Source organism: Levilactobacillus senmaizukei DSM 21775 = NBRC 103853 (genome assembly GCF_001592085.1).
GTDB classification, from domain to species: Bacteria; Bacillota; Bacilli; order Lactobacillales; family Lactobacillaceae; genus Levilactobacillus; species Levilactobacillus senmaizukei.
Window position 1 is genome coordinate 1 of record NZ_BCWD01000038.1, and the last position, 11,766, is coordinate 11,766.

The 11,766-nt window shown below is 50.6% G+C and carries 12 protein-coding genes; 5 read left to right on the forward strand and 7 right to left on the reverse strand.

Translation table 11 applies throughout. From position 1 onward, the window contains the following. Positions 1-56: 56 nt before the first annotated feature. From LSE01S_RS10060 to LSE01S_RS10080, 5 genes are all read right to left on the reverse strand, one after another. Positions 57-989 carry a DUF6681 family protein gene (locus LSE01S_RS10060; protein ID WP_061777501.1) on the reverse strand — a complete coding sequence of 311 codons (933 nt, stop codon included), beginning with the start codon at positions 987-989 and terminating at the stop codon, positions 57-59. Between the two features lie 20 nt (positions 990-1,009). Then, positions 1,010-1,504 carry a hypothetical protein gene (locus LSE01S_RS10065; RefSeq protein ID WP_061777503.1) on the reverse strand — a complete coding sequence of 165 codons (495 nt, stop codon included), beginning with the start codon at positions 1,502-1,504 and terminating at the stop codon, positions 1,010-1,012. 78 nt (positions 1,505-1,582) lie between these two features. Further along, positions 1,583-2,038 carry a Fur family transcriptional regulator gene (locus tag LSE01S_RS10070; protein ID WP_061777505.1) on the reverse strand — a complete coding sequence of 152 codons (456 nt, stop codon included), beginning with the start codon at positions 2,036-2,038 and terminating at the stop codon, positions 1,583-1,585. Between the two features lie 54 nt (positions 2,039-2,092). Continuing rightward, on the reverse strand, positions 2,093-2,680 hold the full coding sequence (locus LSE01S_RS10075) for a nucleoside/nucleotide kinase family protein (protein ID WP_061777507.1): 588 nt from the start codon (positions 2,678-2,680) through the stop codon (positions 2,093-2,095). Further along, positions 2,670-3,098 (reverse strand): bis(5'-nucleosyl)-tetraphosphatase, encoded by a 429-nt coding sequence (locus LSE01S_RS10080; protein ID WP_061777509.1) that lies wholly within the window; start codon positions 3,096-3,098, stop codon positions 2,670-2,672. Before LSE01S_RS10080 ends, LSE01S_RS10075 begins: the two co-directional genes overlap by 11 nt. 171 nt (positions 3,099-3,269) lie before the next feature. On the opposite strand from LSE01S_RS10080, the gene LSE01S_RS10085 reads away from it, so the two are divergent. The 3 genes from LSE01S_RS10085 to LSE01S_RS10095 all read left to right on the forward strand — a co-directional run bounded on the left by LSE01S_RS10085 (position 3,270) and on the right by LSE01S_RS10095 (position 8,131). Beyond that, a complete protein-coding gene (locus LSE01S_RS10085; RefSeq protein ID WP_061777511.1) occupies positions 3,270-4,667 on the forward strand; it encodes an APC family permease in 1,398 nt (465 codons plus the stop codon). Between the two features lie 35 nt (positions 4,668-4,702). After that, complete coding sequence (locus LSE01S_RS10090; RefSeq protein ID WP_061777513.1) at positions 4,703-7,144, forward strand: Xaa-Pro dipeptidyl-peptidase; 2,442 nt, start codon at positions 4,703-4,705, stop codon at positions 7,142-7,144. A gap of 75 nt (positions 7,145-7,219) precedes the next feature. Further along, a complete protein-coding gene (locus LSE01S_RS10095) occupies positions 7,220-8,131 on the forward strand; it encodes a proline-specific peptidase family protein (protein ID WP_061777515.1) in 912 nt (303 codons plus the stop codon). Between the two features lie 63 nt (positions 8,132-8,194). On the opposite strand, the gene LSE01S_RS10100 is transcribed toward LSE01S_RS10095, so the two are convergent. After that, on the reverse strand, positions 8,195-8,782 hold the full coding sequence (locus LSE01S_RS10100) for a L,D-transpeptidase (protein ID WP_061777517.1): 588 nt from the start codon (positions 8,780-8,782) through the stop codon (positions 8,195-8,197). A gap of 108 nt (positions 8,783-8,890) precedes the next feature. Further along, complete coding sequence (locus LSE01S_RS10105; protein ID WP_082622397.1) at positions 8,891-10,444, reverse strand: ABC-F family ATP-binding cassette domain-containing protein; 1,554 nt, start codon at positions 10,442-10,444, stop codon at positions 8,891-8,893. Positions 10,445-10,627: 183 nt separating this feature from the next. Here LSE01S_RS10105 and LSE01S_RS10110 point away from each other — a divergent pair, with 183 nt between their 5' ends. Both LSE01S_RS10110 and LSE01S_RS10115 read left to right on the forward strand, forming a co-directional pair. Then, a complete protein-coding gene (locus LSE01S_RS10110; protein ID WP_061777518.1) occupies positions 10,628-11,011 on the forward strand; it encodes a VOC family protein in 384 nt (127 codons plus the stop codon). 20 nt (positions 11,012-11,031) lie between these two features. After that, positions 11,032-11,730 carry a CPBP family intramembrane glutamic endopeptidase gene (locus tag LSE01S_RS10115; protein ID WP_061777520.1) on the forward strand — a complete coding sequence of 233 codons (699 nt, stop codon included), beginning with the start codon at positions 11,032-11,034 and terminating at the stop codon, positions 11,728-11,730. Positions 11,731-11,766: the final 36 nt, after the last annotated feature.

The window sequence follows — 11,766 nt, forward strand, 5'->3', positions numbered from 1 at the left end:
GGACACAAAAAAGGGAGTGGCTTCAGCCACTCCCTTTCAAACGCTATTTTAACTGATTAATGATGGTAACGAGAGGTCCGCGTCATCGGCTCATCATCGGCCGACTCGCTAACGCCGGACAGTTGATCATAATGAGCCCGCCGCCCGTGCTCCCGCGTTGCCGACGTCGACTTAGAGCGATCATCCGGGTGTTTATACGCTAACTGAACGGCAACCTCAAAGTCATTGGCTTGCTCGATCAACGAGTTCCGCCCCAGGACCTTAAATGGTCCGCCGACCAAAGTTGCATTTGCTAGGTACAGTTCGAACTGGTCGCGAACATCGGCGACGGGTTGTAAGCCCACGGTACTGATGGCCCCCACTCGTTGTGCCTCTGCCTGATTAATCCCCGCATAGACCGCCAAGCGGCCGCCTTCGTTTTTCATTTCAAAGTAGGGAATCAAGACACCGGGGCCCGTCGCATAGACGGGCTTACCGTTCTGCTGCGTTTGCGCCATAATTTCACGATCGCCCAAGCCGGAGTAATCCAAGTCTAACAACTGGTGTTGTTGTAACCGCGTCGCCAGATTTTGAATGTTGGCCAGTTCACCATCGTTAGACTTCAACTTGCCTGGTAAAATCTTCTTCTCGTCAAAATACCCGTTGGCCGGAATATTCCGACCGCCGCGGACGGCTTTCTGGCCCTCCTCTTCGGCTTCCTTGGGCTTGATGTGCAGCCATTTCTCAATCTTCGGTGAAATGTCGAAGGGGGCTTTCTTATCCGTGAAATAATACATGACGTTGAGGTAAACAAAGTACAGCAGCAACAGTGCCACTCCCAGGATCAGCAACCCCCAGAATGGGTGCCCATTCTTCAGATAACGCAAGGCAATGTAGAACAAGTAGATATCTCCTAGGAATCCTAGGATAACGTAAATTCTATTTTTAATCTTAACGTTCACGTTGATATAACCTAAGTAGTGGTTAACCATATCCAAGAAACTAAGCATGTGCGACCCCCCTTTCCTGCTTATTGATTCGTGTTGGTGTCATTCGTAGTGGTCGTGTTATGGCTGTACGTCTGCGCGCTCTGCGTGTCGTCAGTCGTGGACCCCGTCTGATCATCGGTGGTACTATTAGACTCCGTCGATGTGGCTGGCTTTTTCGACGTTGAATTGCTATTCGTTGTGCCGGTACCACCCGTTGTCCCATGGCCATTAGCCTTATCGGCTTCGGACGTAGAATTAGCCGAAGAACTTTGCGTGTCCGTCGTCGAACTACTTTCGGAGGAGGATTCCTTGCTACTGTCCTTATCGGAATCGGAGTCCTTCTTTTTACTATCGTCACTCTGTTTCTTGGAGTCATCCGATGGTCGACTGGAAATACTTGTGCTTGTGGTGGAGACCTTGGAGGCCCCTTCATTACTGTGGGTCACCGTGTTAGTCACCACGTTGGTTGCGCCCAGTGCCAGTGCCATCGAAACGATTGCAAATGGCGTGATAAACGGCGGTGTTCGATACGCCATGTCACATTCCTCCTAACCTTTTTTGCCTAATTACTGTTCATTATTACACGTCAATCTGAAAGAATCCCCAAAAATCTCTTAATTTTTGACTAAGGATTCGCTGACACCCGCGGCCTTACAGTCGGCGCAGATGCCGTACAGCTCGAAGCTGTGGCCCGTAATATCGTAACCCGGCAACTGTTCGGCAAAGAAATCCATGGGACACATCTGAAGCTCGGTCACCTTGCCACAGTTTTGACAGATAAAATGATGATGGTGTTGATGATGAAAGTCACATTGGTATTTGACCCGAGTCCGCTCTTGCTCGGTATTCTGTTCGACAATGCCGACCTCTTCAAATTCCTTCAGGTTACGGTAAACCGTGTTATGACTCATCCCTGGGAATTCTGTCCGCATGTAAGCATCAACGGCCACAATGTCCGTGTAATGCCCCTGATTGGTCAATAAAAATTCCAGCAGGGCATGCCGTTGCTTGGTTAATTTGAGTTTGTTTTGCTTTAAAATATCTACAGCGGCTGTTAACGTTTCTGCCATGGTCAGGATTGACCTCCTTTGCTCTGGTCCAAATTCCTAGTTAGTTTAGCACACTTACCGTAAAACACCACTATCAACCGTTTCACCTCGCTGGAGGCTGGTCATCAGGTCATCTAGTTTGAGTTGGGTTTGTTGCCAGTGGTCGTTGTTTAATTGAATGGCCCGGCCCCGTAAAGCGAGGGGCATCGTCAGGTCGCGCCGGTATTCTGGGCTAGCGAACCGCTGCTCCATCATATCCTGGTCATCCCCACGTTTGGTCAACCGGTGGGCTAACTGGGCGGTCTCGCTGACCGTCAAGAAGATAATCACCGCCTGATCACCCAGCTCGTCGGCATAGGTAATGGCACCCTTGGTATCCAGGACAATTGCCGCAAACGGTGCGCGCTTGAAGCCAGCCGCAATGCCCTCTCGGGAGGAACCATAATGATAACCCGAATAAACCACGGATTCGAGGTAATGATTGTGCTTGAAACTATCGTCGTCCTCAAAATAATAATCTTGCCCGTTGACCTCACCTTGACGAGGGGGTCGAGTGGTATGGGTAATAATCTTGGTAACCGGATAGTGACTGACCAGATAATCCTGGACAGTGGTCTTGCCGGTTCCTGTGGCCCCGGTGATAACTAAGACTTTAGGATTCATGTGGCGTCGCTCCCGTCAAGTAGTTATTCGCCTGGTCTAACAGGTCTTTTAAATTATCATAGGTCAGTCGTTCCCGCGCCGCAGCGTAGTTAAACCAACCAAAGTGACTAATCTCAACTTGTTGTCGTTCAATCGTGACCCCTGTCGGAACCTGCGCCGTGTATAGAACGACGTGCTTATGATGTCCGTTAGCCATATCATAATTGACGGTTGCTTTAAAGCTTTCGTCCACGGTAACGTTCAATGCCGTTTCCTCACGGATCTCCCGGACCGCCGTCTCGACATCGGTCTCCGTCCCCTCCACATGGCCCTTGGGAAATCCCCAGAAGTCACTGGTGGCGCTCTGCAATAATAAATACTCCGGTACGGACCCGTTCAAACGGTACACCACAGCACCGCTGGCATTTTCGGTAATCATGATTAATGGCCTCCTCTAATAAAACCTACTTGATCTATTTTAGAACGAAATGGGGCCTAAGGGCTAGTCTTTCGCAAACTTTCGGATAAACCCCGGCCAACTCTCATTGACTTTTAATTTAACTCTAGGGTACACTATCCGAGATATAACCATTTATTAAGGAGGCTTTTTATGGGACTTGCGCGTATTTTCCGTCGCGAACAGTTAACCAATTATTTAAAAAGCGATCAGCACTTTGCCAAGACGATGACGGCCAAGGATCTCATGTCCTTGGGGATTGGTGCCGTGATTGGGACCGGGATCTTCATTCTTCCGGGAACTATCGCCGCCCAATACAGTGGTCCCGGGATTGTGCTTTCCTTTCTGTTAGCCGCCGTTGTCTGTTCCACAGCGGCCATGTGTTACGCCGAGTTTGCTTCGGTTCTCCCCATCGCCGGTTCCGCTTACTCATACGGGAACTTGGTCTTTGGGGAAATTATTGGCTGGGTCCTTGGTTGGGCCCTCATCTTGGAGTACGTTTTGGCCGTGGCCGCGGTGGCTAATGCTTTCGGCGCGTACTTTAAATCATTTCTGGCCGGATTCCACCTCAACATCCCCACGGCCATTGCCGGACCCTATGACCCCACTCATGGCACCTATGGTAACTTGGTTGCCATTGTGGTGGTCCTACTCATCAGCTGGCTACTCAACCACGGAATGCGAGAATCCATGCGGATTAACAACGCGATTGTCATTGTAAAAATTGCTATCATTATATTATTCGTGATCGTCGGCATCTTCTATGTCCGGCCTAGTAATTGGCAACCGTTCGCACCGTATGGCGCCCATGGCATCTTGCGTGGGGCTTCCACCGTCTTCTTTGCCTACCTAGGCTTTGACGTGGTGTCAGCCTCCGCGGCGGAAGTTAAGAATCCCCGCCGCAACATGCCCATCGGGATCATTGGCACCTTGGTGGTGGCCACGGTCCTCTACATGCTGGTGGCCATCGTCTTGACCGGGATGGTTCATTACACCCGCCTAAACGTTTCCGACCCCGTGGCCTTCGCATTGACCCTGGTTCATCAAAACTGGACGTCTGGCATTATCTCTCTGGGAGCTCTGGCCGGCATGTTTACCATGATGGTCACCATGATTTACAGTTCCTCCCGTCTGATTTACTCGATCGGACGAGACGGCCTGTTACCTAAATTTTTGGGTCGAATCGACAAGAAAACCCAGACGCCTCGCAACAGTCTTGCGGTCATCACGGTCGTTATTGCCTTACTTGGAGGCTTCGTGCCCCTGGCTCAATTGACCAATCTGGTTAATATCGGCACCTTGGTGGCCTTCCTGTTCGTTTCCTTTGGAATTTTACGGTTACGCCATCTCCCTGATTTGCCACAGAACAGCGGTTTTCAGGTTCCAGGTTATCCCGTCTTGCCCATTATTTCAGGTTTACTATGCTTTTACATGATGCTTCAGCTACCCGCCGAAACGTGGATTGCCTCCAGCATCTGGTTCGCCATCGGCCTCGTCATCTACTTTAGCTACGGCCTTCGTCACAGCCGCCTCAACGACCAGACCAATTAATCTTGTTTTGACTCTTAATAAGGAAGGCGTTAATTATGCGTAATCAACAATTTGCCATCCGTCCAACCACGGCACCAGAAGCCGTCACGGAACTCAAACGCATTCATTTTCTGGATAATCAAAATGTCGTGCTCACCCATCCCAACGAGTTGTTAATGGACTTTTTCGACCGTAGCTGGCCGGAGTATCCCAGTCAGCCCGCCGTAGCACACCACCTCAAGGCGCTCATGGCGACGCCCGATCTGGATGGCTGGACCTACCTGCACAGCCAAACCGAGGTCAGCATCGCGGCCTTTTACAATCTGGCCCTTCAACGACTAGGATTCACCGTCGATCTCGACTTCAAACTCGCCGATCCATTGGCCGCAATGAAGGCCCTGAACCTGCCGGTCTATCACGTGGCCACGACCAACCTGTCCGCTAGCGAGCTAACTCAGGCCTGGTACCTATTGCTCACGACACACACCCATGATGGTCAAACGTTCCTCGACCTGCTCACCACCCATGGTTACTTTGTGCCCTTGATGGCCGACCCCACGACGCCTAAGCCCCTCATCTTTAATGGCAAAGCTCAGGCAGTCTTCGACACCACCAAGCTCATTCGCGACGTCGTCTACGTCGAAAGTTCACTAGACACGGATGCAGACGGTCAACGGGATCTTCTGAAGGCCGAGATTTTACGACCAGCAGAAACGGCAACTGGTCTAACGGTTCCGGTCCTCTACACCGCCAGTCCTTACAATCAAGGGACCAACGATGAAGCCGGCGAAGCGATGACGCACAACGTCAACGTGCCATTAGAGGCCAAGCAACCGCAGACGCCCAGCCCAGCCGATTTGAAACCAACCGTTCTACCCGCCGCCCCTGCCGCGCGTCCGGTCAAGGCGACGACCACCGAGGCCACCGAAACCTTTGCGCGCGAAAGTTCCTACACCCTTAACGACTATTTCCTAGCCCGCGGTTTTGCCGTCGTTTACGCCGCCGGCATTGGTACCAAGGATTCGGATGGCGTTCGGACCTCCGGCGATCCCGCCGAGACGGCATCTACTACCGCGATTATCGAATGGTTAACGGGAAATCGCGTGGCCTTCACCGACCGCACGGCCACTACCGCCATCACCGCCGACTGGAGTTCTAAGCTCGTAGCCATGACCGGACGCTCCTACCTGGGCACCATGGCAACGGCGGCCGCCACGACCGGTGTCAAGGGGCTCAAGACCATCATTGGTGAGGCTGCCATTTCTAGCTGGTACGATTATTACCGTGACGGTGGTCTAGTCATCGCTCCGGGCGGCTTCCCTGGCGAAGATGCCGACGTCTTGGCAGAAGAAACCTTTAGCCGGCAGCTTCAGGCCGGTGATTATCACCGCGTTCAAGAAAAATGGCAGGCTGATTTGGCCGCCATTACCCACGGTCAAGACCGGTCCACCGGGAACTATAATGCTTTTTGGGCCGCTCGCAACTACCTAACCAACGCCGATAAAATCAAGGCCGACCTCTTATTGGTCCACGGTCTCAACGATTGGAACGTCAAGCCGCGCAATGTGAATAACCTGTGGAATGCTGTTCGGGATTTACCAATTACTAAGAAACTCATCCTTCATCAGGGCCAACATATCTACATCAACGCCTTCCGTTCCCTGGATTTCACCGACATGGTTAACCTGTGGCTGACCCACGAACTGCTGGGGGTCGACAACGACGCGGAAAACCTAATTCCCGACGTCACCATCCAGGACAATGCCGTCCCAGAAACCTGGCAGGCCTATCCCGACTGGGACGCTCCCACCAACGAGCGTCTCACCTTTCAACTTCGCCACGACGAGTTAGTCTCGGCAAAGACCGCTGGGCCAGCCGAAGCCACCAGCTTCAATGACCAACTACCGGCCACCCAATTCAACCACTACACCCAAGCCATCGATGACTGGCAACAAGACTTACTGGGTGATAAGCATAACGAGATGTTCCGGCACCGACTCCTCTTCAAGTCAGCCGTGCTCACGGACCCCCTGATCATTGATGGTCGGGTCCAGGTTAAGCTCCGGGTGGCCGTCAACCAACCGGTCGGCATGCTGAGCTTTCAGCTGGTCGACTACGGATTAGCCAAACGCCTGAAGGTCTCACCAACTAACCTGCGACAACCACTAGATGAGGGCTTTCATTGGCGTGAAGACCAGCTTCGCGAGTTCCAACTGGCCGCCCAACCTTCCCCATGGAAGATGATCACGAAGGGCCACCAGAACTTGCAGAATCAGCACAACAACTATCAAGTTGACGAGTTGTTGCCCAATGAGTTTTACGACTTGACGGTCACCCTGCAACCCACGCACTACCGTTTGCTAGCCGGGCATCAGTTGGGGTTGGCTATCTATGCCACCGACTTTGGCATGACTGTCCGTGGCAACCAAGACCTGCAATACTCCATTCAATTAGGCAAGTCCTCCGTTACCGTGCCGTGGGTCAACGATCCCGCTTAGTTATTTTCGTATTTTAATAAACAGTGCTAAACTGATTTAGAAGATTAAATTAATTTAAGAGTGGAGGAATTCTTTATGAAACAAGGCACCACGATTATCACTTTAGACAATGGGTACCACCTCTGGACAAACACTCAAGGAACCGGCGACATTCACTTACTCGCCCTGCATGGTGGCCCCGGTGGTAACCATGAATACTGGGAAGATACTGCGAAGCAATTGGCCAAACAAGGCCTGAACGTCCAAGTTCACATGTATGACCAATTAGGTTCATGGTACTCCGATCAACCCGACTATAGCGATCCGGAAATTGCCAAAAAGTATCTGACTTACGACTACTTTTTGGACGAAGTCGAAGAAGTTCGGCAAAAATTAGGCATCGACAAGTTCTACCTCATTGGTCAATCATGGGGCGGTGCCTTGGTTCAAATGTACGCTGCTAAATACGGCGACCATTTGAAAGGGGCTATCATTTCCTCAATGGTTGATAACATCGACGAATACGTTGAAAGCATTAACCACATCCGGGAAACCGTTCTTTCCGCCGACCAAGTGGCTTACATGAAGCAAGTTGAAGCCGATGGGAACTACGATGATCCTAAATACCAAAGCTACGTTGACATCTTAAACGATGGTTACGTGGACCGGAAAAAGCCCGCAGCGATCTCTCACCTGATCAGTACCATGGCGACCGACGTTTATGGTGCCTTCCAAGGTGACAATGAATTCGTCATCAAGGGTAAGCTGAAAGAATGGAACTTCCGCAGTCACCTGAAGGACATCAAGGTTCCAACGTTGTTAACCTTCGGGGAACACGAAACCATGCCTCTTGCTACTGGTAAGAAGATGGCCGAACTCATTCCACACTCACGCTTTGTGACGACGCCAGAAGGTGGACACCACCACATGATCGATAACGCACCCGTTTACTACGATCACCTGGCAACCTTTATCCGCGATGTGGAAAATGACAACTTTAACGCTTAATATTTTGTAATCAAAAGGGCCATGACAATGTCATGGCCCTTTTAGTCTGCTTATTTTAACCGATTAGCGAATAACCACTTTCATCCCATAAGGGACGTTCTCATATACCCACTTGGCATCGGCCACAGACAGCCGGACACATCCGTGCGAAGCGGCGCTCTTGCCCAACTCCTCGGCCTCATGCTTAATGTAGTGGCCATCCTTATCGGTGGGCACACTGTGGAATAGATAAATGCCGTGATCCTTCCAAGAGACCCAGTAACGGGCTCCCTCACCGGATGACTGGTTATAGAAGAATTTCCCCCGTTCACCCTGAATGGCAAACGTGCCATGGGGCGTCTTATTCTCTTTACCCGTCCCAGTCGAACAGTACATCGTGTACAGAACGGTCTGACCATCGCGAACATAAACTCGTTGCTTACTGGTATTCACGTCCAGCCAAGCGTTGGGATGTGCCTTCAAGTCAGGATAAGCCTTGTCTTCAGATGGCTCACGCCAATTAATCACGGGGGCCTTTTTCTTCAAGCTTAACTGGCTCAAGTTGAACCGCCCCGTCGAATTAACGGCGGTCTTTTGATATAGCCGATTAATCCCGATCCCCGCAATCACCAGTAACACGATGACCACGAGTATTTTTCTGAAACGTCTCATGTGCTGCCACCCTTTATTCGTGTATTTTCACTCTCAGGGACAACTGTAACGGTTTTAAATGAAAAAGGGAACGCTTTTTACCAAAATGTAATCAACCAGTAAGGCTTTTTAATTATTCGCCGCCCGCAAACTGAGCTTTTCCACGTTCAGGATCTTATCGACCAATCCTGTATAGAAGCTGGCTTCATGGCTCACGATGATGGCGTTACCCGCGAAGTCATTGATGGCATTCTTCAAGGCCTGCTTGGTTTCGTCATCCAAATGGTTCGTCGGTTCGTCCATGATGAGGAAGTTGGCCGGTTCAAATTCCATCATGGCCAGTTTGACCTTGGTCTGTTCCCCACCGGAGAGCTCACCAATTGGTTTCATGGCATTGGCGGAATCTAACCCACACTTGGACAACTTTGTCCGAATAGCCTTTTGTGGTAACTTTTCATACTTAGCCTGAATGATTTCTAATGGCGTTTGCGCATTGTTATCCCAAACCAAGTCTTGACTGAAGTAACTAATCTTAGCGGACGGTGAAAAATGGGCTTCCCCGCCCTTGGCCTTGATTAAGCCCAGAATGGACTTGATTAACGTCGACTTCCCAACCCCATTAAATCCAGTCAGCCCCACCTTTTGATTGGTGGTCACGGAGAACGTCACGGGCTTCAACAAAGGCCGATCATAACCGACGGACAATTCATCAACCACCAAAGCGTTCTGCGACCCCGTTTCCTGATAAGGAAAATCAAAGTGCGCCTGAACGTTGGTCGAAGGTGGATCGACCCGGTCCAACCGGTTCAACATCTTTTCCCGTGACTTGGCCATGGTGGACTTCGAACCGGCCTTGTTCTTACGAATAAACCGTTCGGCCTTTTCGATTACGACCTGTTGCTTGTCGAATTCACGTTGTTGCGCTTTTTCCCGTTCATCCCGTTGCCGCATGGCTTGCTTGAAGTTGCCGCGGTACTTGGTAATCTGACCAAACGCCACGTTAATGATACAGTTAGTCACATTTTGTAAGAAATCATAGTCATGGGACACAACTAACACGGCACCTTCAAAATTATTGAGGTAATCTTCCAACCAGGCAATGTGCGCCACATCCAGGTAGTTGGTCGGTTCATCCAACAGAATGACATCGGGATTTTCCAATAACAACTTGGCCAAAATGATTTTTGACCGTTGACCACCGGACATCTTGGCAACTTCGTGGTCACGACCCATATCATCCAGGCCTAACCCAGAGATCACCCGTTCAATCTGGGTCTCAACGTCGTAGAAGTTACGAGCATCCAGCACCTCTTGAATCCGGCCGGCACGTTCCAGCAACTTGTCTTCCATGGTTTCGGCATATTCGGTATACATCGCTGTCATCTGGTCATTCATTTTGTACAGATCGGCATAGGCCGTGTGTAAGAAATCAATCAGCGTCATGCCTTCTGGAATATCCGCATATTGGTCCAAATAACCAATGTGCGTCTTCTTTTGCCATTTAACGGAACCCGTCAAAGGGAGCTCCTGGCTCGTAATAATTTTGATTAAGGTTGACTTACCGACCCCGTTTTGCCCGACGACACCCATGTGTTCGCCTTTCTCTAGCGTAAAACTGGCCCCTTCATAGAGCTTCTTATCAGCGAAGCTCATACTTAGGTCGTCAACTTCTAATAGTGGCACTTTGTTCCCTTCCCTTCTTCTCTCACGCAGAAAAAGCCCCGACGTCGTCAAGGCTTAATCCTAAACAATATTATAAGTAGTAACTTACCACGAAACGCCGCCCTCCGTCAACTTCACCGCCTAGGGCCGACCGGGTAAACTATGCTATAATGATTGAAATTCACATCTGAAGGACTGACATTCATGAACATTAGAAACATTGACCACCTAACCTTGACCGTTGCTGATATCGAGCGCTCCGTCCGTTGGTATCACGAAGTCTTCGACCTACCAATCATTGAGTTTGCGGACGGTCGTCGCGGCGTTAAGTTGGGTAAACAAAAGATTAACTTTCAACAGAGTGACGCACCCCATTTGCCCGTTGCTAAGCACCCCACCACTGGGAGCGCGGACTTTGCCATCATTGCCACAGACTCGCTGGCAAACATCCTGTCACACCTGACCAACTACGCGGTAGAAATCGTGGATGGCCCGCTGCCCAAGGAAGGTGCCTTAGGCCCCATGACCTCGGTGTACGTACGCGACCCTGACGAAAACCTCATTGAAATTGGCAAGTATGATCGTTAAAGGGGAGGCCGCACGCCGACATGAATAAATTTTTAACAAACGGCCAACGTTTCATGGACTGGCTGGTTAAATGTGCTCGCTGGGCCGGATTCCTAATTTTCTACCTCTTCGACTCTTTCCTTCTGGGACTCGCCACCGACCTGGTTAAGCATGGTCAACCGGGACAGGTCAACCAGTTTATCGGATTAACGCTGATCGTGGCCGCACTAGTCCTAGGATTCACCACCTGGCGCTATCAACGTCAACTGGCGGTGAACAACCCACGGCATTTTGGTAAGAAAGCCTTTAACGTCCAACGCTTGTGGCAATTGATCGGTCTTTTCATCCTCATGATGGCCGTCCAATATACGTGGAGTTACCTCATTCATATCCACGTGCTCAGCAGTCCCACCAATCAGACCGCCATCAATAACCAGGTGGTTCAGTTACCCCTGTGGAACTTGGCGTATACTATCCTCTTTGCCCCGGTTATCGAAGAGCTCATCTTCCGGGGAATCTTTCTGAACTACTTCTTCAGTAAGAATACCCGCTTAATGAATTTTTTAGGGGTCTTCATCTCTGGGCTGATCTTTGGTGCGATGCACGTTCCTAACCTCTCCTGGACCTGGCTCATGTATTCCACGCTGGGCTGGATTCTCGGCTTCACGTACCTCCACTTCCGAGATATCCGCTACAATACGATACTGCATTTCCTAAATAATGCCATGTCGTTACTTTAAACTGACTAAGGGCCTGTGACAACTTGTCACAGGCCC

Coding starts and splice junctions, on each gene's coding strand:
- LSE01S_RS10060 (WP_061777501.1), bottom strand. CDS start 989: ATGCTTAGTTTCTTGGATATGGTTAACCACTACTTAGGTTATATCAAC.
- LSE01S_RS10065 (WP_061777503.1), bottom strand. CDS start 1,504: ATGGCGTATCGAACACCGCCGTTTATCACGCCATTTGCAATCGTTTCG.
- LSE01S_RS10070 (WP_061777505.1), bottom strand. CDS start 2,038: ATGGCAGAAACGTTAACAGCCGCTGTAGATATTTTAAAGCAAAACAAA.
- LSE01S_RS10075 (WP_061777507.1), bottom strand. CDS start 2,680: ATGAATCCTAAAGTCTTAGTTATCACCGGGGCCACAGGAACCGGCAAG.
- LSE01S_RS10080 (WP_061777509.1), bottom strand. CDS start 3,098: ATGATTACCGAAAATGCCAGCGGTGCTGTGGTGTACCGTTTGAACGGG.
- LSE01S_RS10085 (WP_061777511.1), top strand. CDS start 3,270: ATGGGACTTGCGCGTATTTTCCGTCGCGAACAGTTAACCAATTATTTA.
- LSE01S_RS10090 (WP_061777513.1), top strand. CDS start 4,703: ATGCGTAATCAACAATTTGCCATCCGTCCAACCACGGCACCAGAAGCC.
- LSE01S_RS10095 (WP_061777515.1), top strand. CDS start 7,220: ATGAAACAAGGCACCACGATTATCACTTTAGACAATGGGTACCACCTC.
- LSE01S_RS10100 (WP_061777517.1), bottom strand. CDS start 8,782: ATGAGACGTTTCAGAAAAATACTCGTGGTCATCGTGTTACTGGTGATT.
- LSE01S_RS10110 (WP_061777518.1), top strand. CDS start 10,628: ATGAACATTAGAAACATTGACCACCTAACCTTGACCGTTGCTGATATC.
- LSE01S_RS10115 (WP_061777520.1), top strand. CDS start 11,032: ATGAATAAATTTTTAACAAACGGCCAACGTTTCATGGACTGGCTGGTT.